This window comes from Rhodoferax sp. (genome assembly GCF_028715765.1).
Classification (GTDB): Bacteria; Pseudomonadota; Gammaproteobacteria; order Burkholderiales; family Burkholderiaceae_C; genus Rhodoferax.
Map to the genome: position 1 here is coordinate 16,669 of NZ_JAQURE010000004.1, position 15,548 is coordinate 32,216.

The window sequence follows — 15,548 nt, forward strand, 5'->3', positions numbered from 1 at the left end:
CTACACGCTGGGTAACCAGACTGCGGCGGCGGTCTGATTTTTTCGTGCCTTGAATCGGCGGGTGTCGCTGCGTAAGCTTTGAAGGTTATTGCTGTCTTGCCGGTCTGGATGCATAGCTGCACAGCGATGCCACCCGGTGCGACTGTGAAATCGCACGACTGCTCAGACAGGGTGAAAAAAATGAGGCAGCCCCTGGACTGCCTCGTGGCTACTGCGCGGCGGGCTCCCCTGACCGCCGACGAAACCTTTGGGTGCCAGGAACACCCTCAGCATAATGCCGGGAGACTTTGCCGCAGTGGCTTGGCGTTGAATTTACACCAAAAGCTCGCCCCAACATCTAACGTCCGAAACGTTTCTGGGTATGAGCCAGACGATGCCATGCACGAGCTGAATCATTTTACAGATCAGAACATCAGCATCAACAAGATATGAAAACAATAGCGCATGCTTTGCCAGCACAGCGGCGGCGCGAGTCTGCCTGCCCTTGCCTGACGCACGCAAGCGATTCAATGCTGTTGTATCGAGGCGCAGGGTTGTTGGTATTTTTTGACAGCTTGTACGCTGCCCACCGCGCGGCCACCGCGCCGGGACATGATTTGCTCGGGGCGCTGTGCAGCGGTCAGTCAGGATGCCTTTGAGACGGGCGCGCAAATATTCGAGACGATCGGTGCTATGGGTCTATGCGCCTGTTCTTACCATTCACGGACACGCTGAAGGGTTGCCACGGATTCGCTGTCGGTTGCCAGTTTCAACGTGAAAGCTCAGGAGACCTCTACCATGTCAACCACCCCACTCGTCCATCAACTCAAGCCCATCGACCACGCCAGCGCTCAGGGTAAGTCGAAGGAAATTCTCGACCTTGCCCTCAAGCAAGTCGGTTTCATTCCCAACATGTACGCCAACATGGCCAATGCACCGGCTGTGCTGAGCACTTATTTGCATGGTTACAGCTTGTTTCGCAGCGAATCGGGTCTGAAGCCTGCCGAGCAGGAAGTCGTTTTTCTGGCGGTCAGCCAGGTCAACGGTTGCAAATACTGCACCGCAGCGCACAGCATGATCGCCGAAAAAATGTCGGGCGTTCCAGCCGATGTGCTCAAGGCCATCCGGGCGCAAACCGCTATTCCCGATGCCAAACTGGCCACGCTGTATGCCACCACAGTGGCCATGGTCAAAAGCCACGGCCAGCCCAGCCCCGAAACCGTCAAGACATTTCTGGATGCGGGCTACAAGGAAGCCGACCTGATGTACATCGTGCTGGCGATTGCCGTCAAAACCCTCAGCAATTTCAGCAACCATTTGTTTGCCACCCAGGTGGACGAGCGCTTTGCAGCGTACAAAGTCGATTGACCCTGCTGTAGAAGCTGTAAGAATCCAGCCCTGAACTCGACAAAGTCAGTACTGGGCGTTGGCTTTTCGCCTGCGTGATTTCAATGACACTGGGCGACCCATGAAAAAAATACTGATTCTTGTCACTGCAGGCCTTTTGGCCGTTGGATTCTTTGCGCTGGACTTGAACCAGTACCTGACCCTGGAGGGCATGAAAGCCAGTCTGGGGCAGTTTGAGACGCAACGTGCGGCATCGCCCTTGGGCGTGGGGCTGGCCTTCTTTGCAATCTATGTGGTGGCCACTGCCTTGTCACTGCCAGGTGCGGTGATCCTGACCCTGGCGGCAGGCGCGTTGTTTGGTTTGTCGGTGGGCACGGTCATCGTGTCATTCGCCTCAAGCATCGGAGCTACTTTGGCTTTTTTGGCCTCGCGCTATGTGCTGCGCGATGTTATTCAACGCCGTTTTGGGGATCGTCTCAAGGCCATCAACGACGGCATGGCCAAAGAGGGCACTCTGTATTTGTTCACCTTGCGTTTGGTGCCCATCTTCCCGTTCTTTCTGGTCAATTTGCTCATGGGTTTGACCCCCGTGCGCACCCTGAGTTATTACTGGGTCAGCCAGTTGGGCATGTTGGCTGGCACTTTGGTCTATGTCAACGCCGGCACCCACCTGGCCCAAATCAAAAGTTTGGCGGGCATTGTGTCGCCCGGCCTGCTGCTCTCTTTTGCACTACTCGGCGTCTTTCCCATGCTGGCCAAAAAGTTCATGACTGTTTTGCAAAGCCGCCGTGTCTATGCCAAGTGGCAGCGCCCTAAAACCTTTGACCGTAACCTGGTGGTGATTGGCGGCGGCGCGGCGGGCTTGGTTACTTCGTACATTGCGGCCGCGGTCAAAGCCAAGGTCACTTTGGTGGAGGCGCACAAGATGGGCGGTGATTGCCTGAACTATGGTTGCGTGCCGAGCAAGGCACTCATTAAATCGTCACGTGTAGCCCATCAGATGCGTCATGCCGAGAACTATGGTTTGAGCGCAACTGCCCCCCAGTTCAGTTTCAAAAAAGTCATGGCGCGCGTGCATGAAGTCATTGCCACAGTGGCCCCGCATGACAGCGTGGCGCGCTACACCGAGCTTGGCGTGGAAGTGCTGCAGGGCTACGCCACCATTGTTGATCCCTGGACGGTTGAGATCAAACTGAACCATGGTGGCACGCAGCGCCTGACTACCCGCTCTATCGTCATCGCTGCCGGTGCCAGGCCTTTTGTGCCGCCTTTGCCGGGCCTGGACGATGTGGGCTATGTCACCAGCGACACCTTGTGGGACGAATTTGCCAAACTTGACGCACCGCCCGCGCGGCTGGTGGTGTTGGGTGGTGGCCCCATTGGCTGCGAGCTGGCGCAAAGCTTTGGCCGCCTGGGCTCCAAGGTGACACAAATCGAAATGGCACCGCGCATCATGATCCGCGAAGACATCGAGGTCTCTGACTTGGCTCGTGATTCTTTGTCACGCGATGGCATTGATGTGCTGACCAGCCACAAAGCCTTGCGCTGCGAACGCGAGGGAAATCACAAATTCATCGTGGTTGAGCACCAGGGCCAAGAAAAACGCATCGAATTTGATGCCCTGCTGTGTGCCGTGGGTCGCGTGGCCCGCTTGCAGGGGTATGGATTGGAAAATTTGGGCATTCCCACCCAGCGCACCGTGGCGGTGAATGATTACCTTGAGACTCTGTACCCCAACATCTATGCGGCAGGCGACGTGGCTGGCCCTTATCAATTTACCCACACGGCCGGGCACATGGCCTGGTACGCGGCGGTGAATGCGCTGTTTGGAGAGTTCAAGAAGTTCAAGGTGGACTACTCCGTAGTGCCTTGGGCGACCTTTATTGAGCCCGAGGTGGCGCGTGTCGGCCTCAACGAACAGGATGCCAAGGAAAAGAACATTCCCTATGAGGTCACAAAATACGGCATCGACGACCTTGACCGCGCCATAGCCGACGGCACTGCGCACGGTTTTGTCAAAGTGCTGACCGTGCCAGGCAAAGACCGGATTCTGGGTGTCACCATCGTCGGCGAACATGCCGGGGATTTGCTGGCCGAATTTGTGCTGGCCATGAAACACGGGCTGGGCTTGAACAAAATTTTGGGCACGATCCACACCTACCCGACGCTGGCCGAGGCCAACAAGTATGTGGCGGGCGAGTGGAAACGCGCCCATGCGCCGCAAAAAGTGCTGGTCTGGCTGGGGCGGTTTCATGCCTGGCGGAGAGGCTAGTTTCATCTCGCTATTGGTTGGCGTATTAAAGACCTTCAGATGGCAGGGTGTTACCCCTGCGCGAGTTCTATCACCCGCCCGCCCGCTGGCACATCCGCCGGGTCATGCGTGACCAGCAAGGTGGGGATGCGCAGCAGCGCAATTTGCTCACACACCAAGGCGCGAAACTGGCCGCGCAGCGCTGCATCAAGCTTGGAAAACGGCTCGTCGAGCAACAGCGCCTGCGGTTCGGCAAGCAGTGTGCGCATCAGGCTCACGCGCGCCCGCTGCCCACCCGAGAGCGTGGCTGGGTCACGGTCATGAAAACCGGCCAGCCCTATGCTGGCAAGCGTTTGCTCAATGCTCTGGCGCCGTGCCGCCGCGCCCTTGACTTGGGCTGGCAGTGCAAACGCCAGGTTGCGCCCCACACTCAGATGCGGGAACAGCAAATCGTCTTGAAACAGCAGCCCGATGTGGCGCGCCTCAATCGGCAAGGTGTCGCTGCGCACGCCGTTGACCCACAACTCGCCGGTGGCCGTGAAGTGGGGGTCTAACGCCCCCACCACCCAGTTCAGCAGGGTCGACTTGCCCGAGCCAGACGCACCCGTCAAGGTGACCACTTCACCGGGCTGCACCTCTATGGATAGACCTGAACACAGCGGCTGTGCAGGCAGTTGGGTGGGTGCCAGGGTCAGGTTTTTGATGTGCAGCATGTCAGCGCAGTCCTTGTCGGCGTCGTCCCAGCGCATAGGCCATCACGCTGGCCAGCCCAAAAGCGGCCAGCGGCAAAGCAATTTGCAGCAAGGCCTGCACTGCCAGCACCCGGCGGTTGCCGCCTGCGCTCGACGCCACTGCCTCGGTGGTCACGGTGGCAAATCGGCCACCACCCGCAAACAGCGTGGGCAGGTATTGCGCCACGCTTACGGCAAAACCGACTGCCCACGCGGCCAGCAGGGGGCGCAACAGCATGGGCCATTTCACCGTCAAGCAGGCGCGCCAGGGCGAGCAGCCTAGGGCGCGTGCGCTGGTCATCAGGCGTGCATCAAAAGCGCGGTAGGCGCCTATCAGGGTCAGCACCATGTAGGGCAGCACCCACAGCAAATGGCTCCACACCAAGGCCACTGCTGTGCCGTCAAGCTGTGCCTGCAGCAGCACCGCATATTGCCCGGCGACCAGCGGCAGGGCGGGCACGATCAGGGGCAGGTACAACATCGCATTGAGCTGCTTGGGACCCCATTCCAGCCACAGCAGCACCGCGGGCAAACACAGCATGCTAGCCACAGTGGCAAGCCACAAGGTAGTCCAAAACGGGGTCCAGTCGGCTTGCCGCCACGCTTCAAGCGACACGCCATCCGGCAACAGCGCCGGAAAAAACCACCCTTGCGACACCGACCACAGCAGCAGCACGGCTACCACCGCATAGCCGCTGAAAAACCACAGCGTGTGCAAACTGAACCCACGCCAGCGTGATACGGGTATGCGCCGCCCACTGGGGTAGGGTTGCAGCTGCAACCACAACCCAGCCAGACCACGCCCCCCCAAAGCGATGATGAGCAACCCAGCCAGCAGCACCAACGCAGCAGCACTGCCAAGGGCTTGCAGCGCGGGGTTGGGGTCGGTCAGCCAGTGCCAGGCCAGCACTGCCAAGGTGGGCGGCGTGTTGGGCCCCAAGATCACCGCCATGTCCACCACCGACAAGCCATAAGCCAGCACGGCCAGCACCGGCCATTGCATGCGTGGCAGCAACTGCGGCCACAAAATCTTGACCCAAACCTGGGTGCGGCTGTAGCCCAAAGCGCGCCCCATCACCATCTGGCGGCTCACCGCCTGCTCGCCCAATACGGCTGCCAGCACCCACAGCAAAAACCAGCTCTCTTTGATGGCCAGCGCCAGCGCCAAACTCAGGCCATAGGGATCTTGCACTGTGACCCAGTCTGGCGGGCTAGACCATTGAACAAATTGGGCTGTAGCCCTTGCCAACCAACCGGAAGGTGCTATTAAAAAAAACATGCCTACAGCAAAAGCCGCATGCGGAACCGACAGCAGCAGCGGCAAGCGGCGCTGTAGCCGCAACCACACCCAGCCGGGGTAGTACAGCGTGGCCATCAAGGCAGCTATGGCGCAGGCCAACGCAGTGCTCAAGACACTGGAAATTAGCGTGGCGCGCAAAGCCTGCGGCCACTGGGCATCGCGCCACAGGGTCTGCCACACAGCGCCATCCAAAGCGGGCAGCAACGCCCAATACAGGCCAGGCAGCAGTGGGCCAAAGATCAGCAACATGGGCAGAGCCGCCAGCCACAGCCCCCACCCAAGCCCCCACCCCAACCCTCCCCCAGAGGGGGAGGGAGAGGATATTTGGCAGGCGAAAGCCATGAATCAGATAGACGAAGAGCGCAACTTAGCGCGCCCCGTAACGTTTGAGCCATTCAGCCTCTAGCGCCTCCACCCAGCTGGCATGCGGCTCGGGCAAGGTTGGCACTGCTTCAACCAATGCCCCGGGTGCTTTCTTGCGCATCAAAGCTTGTGAGTCTGCAGGCAATTTGGCCGTATCCAGCACCGTGCCGTCGCCCCACACAGTGATGTCTGCCTTGTGCGTCTGTGCCTCGGCAGAGAGCAAAAAGTTGGCAAACACCTGCGCCCCAGCTTTGGCGCGCGCATTCACCGGGATGGCGACAAAGTGCACATTGCCAATGGTGCCGCCGGTAAAACCAAAGCTGGTGGCCATGGCGGGCAGTTGCCGCGCCGCAACCAGGTTGGCACCCTCGTTGGGGTTGAAGGTGAGCGACAGTTTCAGCTCGCCATCACCCAGCATGCGGTGCATTTCAGCAGCACTGGCCGGAAACGCCTTGCCGTTGCGCCACAAGCTGGGGTGCAGCTGATCCAGATACGCCCACAGCGGCTGCGTGGCGCTGGCAAACGTGGCTGGGGTCACGGGCTGCTGCAACACCTCGCGGTTTGGGGTGAGTTCAAGCAACAGTTGTTTGACAAACGTGGTGCCATGAAAATCGGGCGGCTTGGGGTAGCTGATGCGTCCCGGGTTGGCTTTGGCAAAGGCCAGTAACTCAGTTGCCGAGCGTGGTGGTGTCGGGGTTTTGGCGCTGTCGGTGATGAACGTGAGCTGCGCCGTGCCCCAGGGCGACTCATAACCCTCGGTGGCTACCGAAAAATCCGTGCGTACCGGTTTGTTCAAGTCCACCAGCCCCCAGTTGGGCAGCTGTTGCGCCCACGGACCAAACAGCAAGCCACCGTTTTTGAGGTTGCGAAAGTTCTCGCCATTCACCCACATCAGGTCCACCGAGCCGCCGCTGGTGCGGCCAGCTGCCACTTCGGTTTGCACACGTTTGACGACCTCAGCCGCATCGGTGATTTTGACGTGCCTCACGTCAATTTGATAGCGCGCTTTGGCCTCTTTGGCGGCCCAGGCGATGTAGGCGTTGATGGCATCGCCGCCGCCCCAAGCGTTGAAATAGACCGTTTGGCCTTTGGCCTCGTTTTGCGTTTGAGCCCAATCCGCTTGTGCGCCTGTGGCCACACCCAGGACGAGAGCCAGGGTGGCAAAGGGTAAAAATTTCAGCATAAAAACTCCATGGACGGTGATTGAATGGTTTGGTCGGTGTCACCCCCCAAAACCTTACAGCTGTGGGCGTGGAACTGGGGTGGCTATTGCGCTTGAAAGTGCCAACCGCTTCATCAAGCGTATTGGCTTGAGTTTAGGGCGCAGTTCAATGACTGTGCGCGTCCATCAAAGCGACTGATTTCACCAATGCATACACCTGCATGCCCACCCGCAGCGCCAGCGTGTGGCAAGAATAGCCAGTGATCTCAGCCAGCAGTGTTTGGCCGTCGGCCAGTTGGCACACCACGGTCACGCGCCCACCTGTGTCTGGGTGAAGCGCGGTGATGGTGGCAGGCAGCTGGTTCAAAATGCTCAAGCCTTGTGGTTGCACCGTGGCCAAGCCCACGTCGCGCGCTTTGATGCGCAGCCGCGTGGCGCTGGGTTGTGCATGGGCGGGCAGGCTCAGGCGCACGCGAAGGGTTTGGTGCACAAACGGGGTCAGTCCGTCGCCGTCGCGTGCGTGCAAGTCCCCGTGCAGTACGCTCACTGGCCCCTCGTCGGCAAACAGGGGTGAATCCACCTGTGCCAGTGCCTCAGTCAGGCTCTGGATGCGCTGAATGCGCCCGTCAGCCAGGAAAATCACGCGCTCGGCCAGGCGCTGCACCTCCAACGGTGCGTGCGTGATGTAGAGCACCGGCAGCTGGGTTTCCTGCGCCAGCGCGTCGATCAGCGCCAACAGCTCGACACGCGCGGGGGTGTCCAGGGCGCTCATGGGCTCGTCCATACACAGCAGGCGCGGTTGCGACAGCAGCGCGCGGGCCATGGCCACGCGCTGGCGCTGCCCCCCTGAGAGCGTGCTGCTGGGTTGATCCAGCAACTCGCTGATGCCCACACGCTGCGCGACGCTGGCAATGGCGGCCCCCTGCTTGCCGCGCTTGGCCAGCGGGGCGCGCTGCCAGGCAAACAGCAGGTTGCCCCGCACACTCAGGTGTGGAAACAGCGCTGCGTCCTGAAACACAAAACCGATGTCGCGCTGTGTGGCGGGCAACTGCCAGGCATCGTTTTGCCAGCATTCACCTTTGAAGTGCAGCTGGCCCTGGGTGTTGCGCTCCAGCCCGGCCAGGGCGCGCAGCAGCGTGCTTTTGCCCGAACCTGAGCGGCCAAACAACGCGGTGACACCGCTGGCAGGCACCGAAAATGCGCCGGTTTGCAGCGTGAAACTGCCTTTTTGCAGGGTCAGATTGCCTTCGATCATGGCGCGTCAGTGGGGCTTAATAGGCGTCAGCACGCGCTGGTTGATGGCGTAAAAAGTCAACAGCGTGAGGAATGAAAAACCCACCAGAATGGCCGACAGGCGGTGCGCCGCGTCGTAGTTCAGCCCCTGCGTATAGTCGTAAATGGCGATGGACACCACGCGTGTTTCGCCCGCCAGGTTGCCGCCGAGCATGGCGATCACGCCAAACTCGCCCACCGTGTGCGCAAAGGTGATGACCACGGCGGTCAGGATGCCACCACGCGACAGGGGCAACACCACATGCATGAACCGGTCGACTGGCCCGGCGCGCAGCGTCGCCGCTGCGTCGAGCAAGCGGGTGTCGATGGCGGCAAAGGCCTCGCGCAGCGGCTGCACGGCAAATGGCATGGAATAAATCGTTGATCCAATCAGAATGCCCCAGAAGTTGAACGCCAGATGCGGCAAGCCCAGTGCCTGCAGCGTGCCACCCACTGCGCCCTGCGGGCCCAGCAGCAGCAGCAAATAAAAGCCGATGACGGTGGGCGGCAGCACCAGCGGCAGTGCCACCAGCGCCGCCACCGGGTTGGCCCAGCGGCTGCTTGAGCGCGCCAGCCACCAGCCCAGCGGCGCGCCGAGCAGCAGCAGGATCAGCGTGGTCAGGCCCGCCAGTTGGGCGGTGAGCCAGATGGCCTGCCATTCACCAAGGGAGAGTTGCATCAGAAATCAGCCGGTTGTTGAGCGGAGCTTGTTGGGGGATGTGGGTGGGGGAAGCAGGCGGTACGTTGGATTACAGCGTCTCGCCCGGCAGCACAAAGCCATATTTGACCATCACCTGGCGCGCTGCTGGTGTGGTCATGAAGCGCGCAAATGCATGCGCTGCAGCGTTGTCTTTGCCGTGGCGGGTGACCGCATAAGCCTGCTCCAGTGGCAGGTGGTAGTCGGATGGAATCAGGTAGAAACCCCCTTTGGCCTTGAGCGCGTCGCTTGCCGCCAACGACAAGGCGACGATGCCGATTTCGGCCGCCTGGGTGTCGATGAGCTGGGCGGTATGCGCAATGTTTTCGCCAAACACCAGCTTGGGTTGGACCTTGGCCCACAGCCCAGCGTGTTCCAGCGCCTCTTTAGCGCGCGCGCCGTAGGGCGCGTGGTCAGGCGCAGCAATGGCGATTTTGCGGAACTGGTCTTGGGTCAGGTCTTGCAAGGTGAGCTTGCTGGCATCCACCTTGGCGCTCCAGAGCACGACGCGTCCAAAAGCATAGGTGGTGACCGGTGCAACCGCTTTGCCGCTGGCCACCAGTTTTTTCGGAAAGGCCACGTCAGCCGAGAAGAAAATGTCAAACGGCGCGCCGTTGTCGATTTGCTGCATAAACTTGCCTGAAGAGCCCAAAATCAGCTCCAGCTTGTGCGCGGGTTGGGCTTTTTCAAACAGCGGCTGCAGCTCGGCAAAGACATAGCGCAAATCGGCAGCTGCCGCCACGCGGGCGGTGTCGGCCTGCGCAGCGCAGGCCAGGGCAGCCAGACCAATGGCGCTGATGAAACGGGAAATACGGGAAATACGGGACATGGTGGGCTCCTGGGTGAAAAAAGGATAAAGAAAGGGATGATTCGCTATTCTTAAATGGAATAGCGATGATAGCAGCCCGAAGATTGACCGCGAGACGCGCCCGATCAGTGTGGCTGTCAGGTGCCTATTTTTTAAATAAATTATGAATAAAATAAGCCTCTAGCCCTTTATTTATAAGTGTAAGGAGCTATTAAAATTGATATGCCACAATGCCCGAATGAATACGGACAACAGCACCACCTTGACCGCCGCCCTGACCGACTCCGCCAGTGACCGGCGCCTGGAGGTGCTGCGGCTGGTGGGGCAGTCGGGCTCTATCAGCGAGGCCGCGCGCCAAGTGGGCATCAGCTACAAAGCGGCCTGGCAGGCCATTGACACCTTGACCAACTTGAGCGGTGTGGCGCTGGTAGACCGCACCGTGGGCGGCAGTGGTGGTGGCGGCGCGCGCATCACCGCGCAGGGGCTGGCACTGCTGGCGCTGGCCGATGAACTGGCCAGGGCACGCCAGCAAGTGCTGTCACGTTTTGCGGGTGGCGCGGCGCTGGCAGGCGGATTGGGCTTGCGCACCAGCATGCGCAACCAGTTGCCTTGCACTGTGCTGCGTTGTGAGGCGCTGGCCCCGCATGACCCAATGGCCACGGTGACACTGCAAACGCCGGGTGGCGCGCTGCTGCAGTCGAGCATCACCTGGGAAAGTGCTGATTTGCTGGGGCTGGCCCCCGGCTTGGCGGTGTTGGTGTTGTGCAAGGCCACGGCAGTGCAGGTGCTGGCGGTGACCGCAGAGGTCAAGGCAGAAGTGACCGCTGGGGTCGCGGCAGCTGAGTCGGCAAACACCATGACAGCCCGCGCCGACGAGTCCGAGGCCGCCGCTCAAGCCCTGGCCGGTGACTGTCAGCTCGTGGGTCGGGTGGCGCGGGTCACCCCGGGCCAGGGACGCGACGAAGTGGTGCTGGCACTGGACGGCGGTGGTCACTGGGTCGGGTTTGCCACGCATCCGTTTGCCGCGGCGCTGGGGCAGAGCGCGGTGGCGCGCATGGGCACGTCTTCATTGGTGGTGGGGTTGGCCGGGTAATACCGAAGCTGGCGTTCAGCCGAGCACGGGGAGTCAACCTTGGGTCTGGTCTTTGTCTTTGGCTCCGAGCTTGCGGTACAGCGTGGCGCGGCTGATGCCTAAAGTGCGTGCCGCCTGGCCGACATGGCCACGTGCATCGTCCAGCGCTTTTCGGATCATGGCGGCTTGTACGTCACGCAAGGCCTGGGTGGGTAAAGCACTGGGGTGTGGCAAGGGGGTCGATTCTTGGGTGTGGGCAAGCACCTGGGCGTGCAGACGTAAGCCGCTCCACAGTGGCAATTCCATGACCACCCCGATGCGTTTGGCGGCATCAAACAGCTGCTCATAGGGCAGGCCAAACACGTCGCTGAGGTGCACCGCTGCGAGCCCGGGGCCGCCCAGGCCGGGAACCATCTGGCGTGCCACCCGGTTGGCTCCGGTGATCCAGCCATCTGCGTCCAGACACAACAGGCCGTCGGCCTCACTGCCCAGCGTATTGCCGGGCCAGTTCAGCCGCAGCAGCAGGGTATGGTTTTGGGCTGTGAGCAGGGCGTTTTCGATCTTGCTGGCCGATTGGCGCACCAGGTGTTTGAGCTCGGGGCGCTCTTGCGCATCGACTCCGGTTACATCCAGCATGCCCACGCAAGTGCCGTCGGGGCCGAACAGGGGTGCACCGGCACAACTGTAGCTGGAAGTGGCTTCAAAGAAATGCTCACCCCGGTGCAGCCACACGGGTTGCAGCTCGGTCAATGCCGTGCCGATGGCGGTGGTACCGATGCTGCGCTCAGACAAATCCGTGCCCACACGGGTGATCAGGTGGGCGCGCCGGTCGGTGTGGTCAATGGCACCACAGGCATCGACCACCACGCCCTGGGCGTTGGTCAAAATAGCAAAGTAGCGGGTGTTGACGATGGCGCGTGCCAAGCCTTGCAAAATAGGTTGTGCAGCGGCTATCAGCCCGTGGTTGGCCTGCAGGGTGTGGCTCAACTGCACTGCCGTGATTTGGTCAAAAGCCACCGAACCCTGGGGTTGCATGCCCAAACTCAGGCAGCGTTGCCAGGAGCGCTCCACCCAGGGGGCAACCCAGCCGGGGCTCAAGGGCTGGCTTTGGCTTAACGCCGCTTGGCGTGCCAGCGCAATCTGCGTCAGGCGCGGCGTGGGTTGAGGGGAATTTGAGTTTGTGTGCACAGACTTGAATCTAGATGACGTGGCCCCGAATCTAGCGCAAAAATGACCCCGTGGTTGGCCGGGTTGGCGGTACAGTTCAGCGCAGCATGAAATTCAAGTCCACCATTTCCCCACCGCGAAGGGTCAAGGCCAGTTTGATGTGGCCCCTGGCGCTGGTGCTTGCTTTTGTGTTGCTGGTGTTTGTGGCAGCCACGTATTTTCTGCAAGTGCAGGTGCGTGACCGAGCGCTGTCTGAGCGCGTCAACGCGGTATCCAGGCTGGTGTCGCAAAAATTGGACAAAGACACCAATCTGATGCGCGCCGTGCTGCAGACCATGCAGGGTATTCCACCTATTGGCACTGCGTTTGCCCGCCAGGATCGGCAGGCCTTGCTGGTTGCGGCGGGGCCGATGTTTGACAGCTTGCGTGCGCAGTCCCGCATCACTCACCTTTATTTTGATAACCCGGAGCTGGTCAACCTGGTGCGCTTGCACAGTCCGACCGAGTTTGGCGATGAAATCACGCGCTCCACCACGGTGCAGGCGCGCCGTCAGAACCGGGTGACCCATGGGCTCGAATTGGGGGCACTGGGCACGCTGACCTTGCGGGTGGTGTCGCCCTGGCCAAGCGCCAACGGGGTGCTGGGCTATGTCGAAATGGGGGAGGAAATTGGCCATCTGATGCAAGAAATCCATGACAGCCTGGCGGTGGATTTGTTTGTGCTGGTGGACAAGCAGTTTTTGCCAGTGCAGCAGTGGCATCATGGCCTGGACATGCTTCAACGCCAGGGTAATTGGAACCACTTTGCCGATCAGGTGATGGTGGCCAATACCGCTGATCCCACCCCGGTGGCCTTGAACGATGCCGTGCTGGCGTATTTGCGTGGCGGTGCAACCCATGTATTTACCCAGGGTCAACAGACCATGCACCTGGCGCTGTTGCCGATGGACGATGCGAATGGCCGACGCATTGGCGACTTGGTGGTGATGCGCGATATTTCAGGCTTGCAGAAAACGTTTCAGAGTTCGATTGTGACGGTCATTTTGATGAGCCTGGGAGTGGGGGCTTTTGTGCTGGGGCTGTTTTATGTGGCACTTGACCGAGTTGAGCGTGATTACCAGCGCCAGCATGACCTTGAGCACCAGCTGCTGCGCCTGGACACCGAACACGCCCGCATTTTGCAAATCGAGAAACTCTCGGCCTTGGGCACCATGGTGGGCGAAATCGCGCATCAGCTCAACAACCCGTTGGTCGGGGTGGTGAACCTGGCGCAACTGGCGCAACGCGAGCTGGGTGACCCTGATCGCACTCGTGAACTGCTGGCCGAGATTCGGCGTGCGGGGGAAGATTGCCACACCTTCATCGCCGCCATGTTGCGCTTTGCCAAGGTATCCAAGTTTGACTGCCATCCGGCCAATTTGACACAGGTGATTGCCGACACGGTGCTGCTGTTTCATCAAACTGTGCGCCGGCAAATCCCGGTGGAGCTTGCGTTGCCAGCGCACCCGGTGGTGCTCTCGATGGACCCGATTCTGATGCGGCATGCCCTTTTTAACTTGTTGATCAATGCGGCGCAAGCCTCGGCTGATGACCAGCCAGTGGTGATCAGCCTCACGCCAACGCCGCACGCAGAGACGGGCGCACCCGGCTGGTTGCTGGCGGTACTTGACCACGGCCATGGCATTGACCCGAAAGTATTGGACAAACTGTTCGTGCCCTTTTTCACGACCCGTAGCGATGGTACGGGCCTGGGCTTGCCGGTGGTGCAGCACGTGGCTTTGCTGCACCAGGGTTATGTAACGGTGAGCGCCCTGCCAGCAGGTGGCACGCAATTTGCAATTTGGTTGCCACAGCAGGCCACTGTGCCAAGCGCTAACTCTCTACCAGGTACTTCAGATGTTGCCCAAGATTTTGGTGGTTGATGATGACCGTTACACGCGCACGCTGATCGAGCAGTTGCTGCGCAACACGGCACAGGTCTTTCTGGCCGATGAGGGCGAGGCGGCGCGCACTTTGTTTGCCGCGCACGACTTCAACCTGGTGTTGATGGATCAACGCCTGCCGCAGCACCATGGGCTGGATTTGTTGCGTGAGTTTCGCTTGCAGCGCCCGCGCATGGTGGCCATTTTGATGACCGGCTTTGCCGACGTGCGTGATGCGGTGGCCGCCGTGCGCGAAGGCCTGTTTGATTACCTGAGCAAACCCTTTGAAGACCTGGAAGCGCTGGAGGCAGTGATTGGCAAGGCGCTGGAGTTTGATGCAGCGTACCGCGAGATTGACAGCCTGCGCCAGCGCCTGAATGCAGCAAAAGACACGCCACTGCTGGTGGGCCATTGCAGCGCCATGGAACGACTGGTGAGCCAATTGCGCCAGGTGGCCGGGTTGGACACCACCGTGTTGCTGCAAGGCGAAAGCGGCACGGGCAAAGACGTGTGTGCCCGACTCATCCACCATTGGAGTCAGCGTGCTAACCAGCCCTTTCTGGAAGTGAACTGCGGCGGCCTGCCCGAGTCGCTGCTGGAAAGCCTGCTGTTTGGCTACGACAAAGGCGCATTCACCGGTGCCAATCAGTCCAATGCCGGGTATTTTGAAAAGGCCGACGGTGGCAACCTGTTTTTGGACGAAATAGCCGACATGAGCCCCAAGCTGCAAAGCAGCCTGTTGACCGTGTTGCAGAACCACAGTTTTCGCCGGCTGGGCAGCACGCACATGCGCAGCACCGACTTTCGCCTGATTTGCGCCACCAACCGTGACCTGGCGGGCGAAGTCAAAGCCGGGCGCTTTCGGGAAGACCTGTTTTACCGCATCAACGTGGTGGCCTTGACGCTGCCACCGTTGCGCGAGCGCAAGGGCGACGTGGTGCGGCTGGCGCTGCACTTTTTGGAGCATTACAACGCCAAATTTGGCAAGCATTGCGGCCCGTTGACCGCGGCGGCTGCGCAGGCGCTGGACGCGCAAGCCTGGCCTGGCAATGTGCGTGAATTGCAGCACTGCATGGAGCGGGTGGTGGCCATGCAGGCCGATGGCCCGGTTGACGAGGCGCATCTGAATCTGCAAGCGTTACAGGCACCAGAGTGCGTTGTCGCTGTGTCCGACGACGTGAACCCCGGCAGTCTGGCTTACCAGGATGCGCGCGCCGATTTTGAGCGTGATTACCTCAAGCGTCTGCTGGCCGCCAGCAAAGGCAACATGTCGGAGGCCGCCCGGCTGAGCGGTTCGCCACGTCAAAACCTGTACGTGCGGATGAAGCGCTGGGGGTTCGACATCAAGCCTTGAGAGTTTTAGTTTGTCACTAGTGAATGACAGCTGTCATTATTTTGTGACGGTTAATCGGCGTTGACGCAGTCGATTTCCCTGTTTTTCGCGGTGTGCGGGCAGATGTTGCGTGGCACAAATCAT

13 protein-coding genes are annotated in these 15,548 nt (G+C 60.4%); 5 read left to right on the forward strand and 8 right to left on the reverse strand.

Annotated elements, in window-relative coordinates; translation table 11 throughout:
* Nucleotides 1-312: 312 nt before the first annotated feature.
* Nucleotides 313-651 (reverse strand): BrnA antitoxin family protein, encoded by a 339-nt coding sequence (locus PHT20_RS16705; RefSeq protein WP_366520876.1) that lies wholly within the window; start codon nucleotides 649-651, stop codon nucleotides 313-315.
* A gap of 126 nt (nucleotides 652-777) precedes the next feature.
* Between PHT20_RS16705 and PHT20_RS02395 the strand changes: the two genes are divergently transcribed.
* Entirely contained in the window at nucleotides 778-1,347 is a 570-nt protein-coding gene (locus tag PHT20_RS02395; RefSeq protein ID WP_301019271.1) for a carboxymuconolactone decarboxylase family protein, read from the forward strand.
* A gap of 100 nt (nucleotides 1,348-1,447) precedes the next feature.
* A complete protein-coding gene (locus PHT20_RS02400; RefSeq protein ID WP_301019272.1) occupies nucleotides 1,448-3,598 on the forward strand; it encodes a bifunctional TVP38/TMEM64 family protein/FAD-dependent oxidoreductase in 2,151 nt (716 codons plus the stop codon).
* A gap of 50 nt (nucleotides 3,599-3,648) precedes the next feature.
* Here the strand turns inward: PHT20_RS02400 and PHT20_RS02405 are convergent, their stop codons facing one another.
* From PHT20_RS02405 to modA, 6 genes are all read right to left on the reverse strand, one after another.
* Nucleotides 3,649-4,290 (reverse strand): ATP-binding cassette domain-containing protein, encoded by a 642-nt coding sequence (locus PHT20_RS02405; RefSeq protein ID WP_300080709.1) that lies wholly within the window; start codon nucleotides 4,288-4,290, stop codon nucleotides 3,649-3,651.
* Nucleotide 4,291: 1 nt separating this feature from the next.
* Nucleotides 4,292-5,857, reverse strand: coding sequence for an ABC transporter permease (locus tag PHT20_RS02410; RefSeq protein WP_300080706.1), 1,566 nt, complete (start codon nucleotides 5,855-5,857; stop codon nucleotides 4,292-4,294).
* Nucleotides 5,858-5,975: 118 nt separating this feature from the next.
* The gene (locus tag PHT20_RS02415; protein WP_300080702.1) at nucleotides 5,976-7,154 is read right to left on the reverse strand and encodes an ABC transporter substrate-binding protein; all 1,179 of its coding nucleotides are present in this window, start codon (nucleotides 7,152-7,154) and stop codon (nucleotides 5,976-5,978) included.
* A 145-nt stretch (nucleotides 7,155-7,299) separates the two neighbouring features.
* Entirely contained in the window at nucleotides 7,300-8,388 is a 1,089-nt protein-coding gene (gene modC, locus PHT20_RS02420; protein ID WP_301019273.1) for a molybdenum ABC transporter ATP-binding protein, read from the reverse strand.
* 6 nt (nucleotides 8,389-8,394) lie between these two features.
* Nucleotides 8,395-9,084, reverse strand: coding sequence for a molybdate ABC transporter permease subunit (gene modB / locus PHT20_RS02425; RefSeq protein WP_301019274.1), 690 nt, complete (start codon nucleotides 9,082-9,084; stop codon nucleotides 8,395-8,397).
* Between the two features lie 70 nt (nucleotides 9,085-9,154).
* A complete protein-coding gene (gene modA, locus PHT20_RS02430; protein WP_301019275.1) occupies nucleotides 9,155-9,931 on the reverse strand; it encodes a molybdate ABC transporter substrate-binding protein in 777 nt (258 codons plus the stop codon).
* A gap of 217 nt (nucleotides 9,932-10,148) precedes the next feature.
* Between modA and PHT20_RS02435 the strand changes: the two genes are divergently transcribed.
* Complete coding sequence (locus PHT20_RS02435) at nucleotides 10,149-11,003, forward strand: TOBE domain-containing protein (RefSeq protein ID WP_301019276.1); 855 nt, start codon at nucleotides 10,149-10,151, stop codon at nucleotides 11,001-11,003.
* 33 nt (nucleotides 11,004-11,036) lie between these two features.
* Here the strand turns inward: PHT20_RS02435 and PHT20_RS02440 are convergent, their stop codons facing one another.
* Entirely contained in the window at nucleotides 11,037-12,170 is a 1,134-nt protein-coding gene (locus PHT20_RS02440) for a helix-turn-helix domain-containing protein (protein ID WP_301019277.1), read from the reverse strand.
* An 86-nt stretch (nucleotides 12,171-12,256) separates the two neighbouring features.
* Here PHT20_RS02440 and PHT20_RS02445 point away from each other — a divergent pair, with 86 nt between their 5' ends.
* Nucleotides 12,257-14,071 carry an ATP-binding protein gene (locus PHT20_RS02445; RefSeq protein ID WP_301019278.1) on the forward strand — a complete coding sequence of 605 codons (1,815 nt, stop codon included), beginning with the start codon at nucleotides 12,257-12,259 and terminating at the stop codon, nucleotides 14,069-14,071.
* The gene (locus PHT20_RS02450) at nucleotides 14,046-15,425 is read left to right on the forward strand and encodes a sigma-54 dependent transcriptional regulator (RefSeq protein ID WP_301019279.1); all 1,380 of its coding nucleotides are present in this window, start codon (nucleotides 14,046-14,048) and stop codon (nucleotides 15,423-15,425) included. Before PHT20_RS02445 ends, PHT20_RS02450 begins: the two co-directional genes overlap by 26 nt.
* Nucleotides 15,426-15,548: the final 123 nt, after the last annotated feature.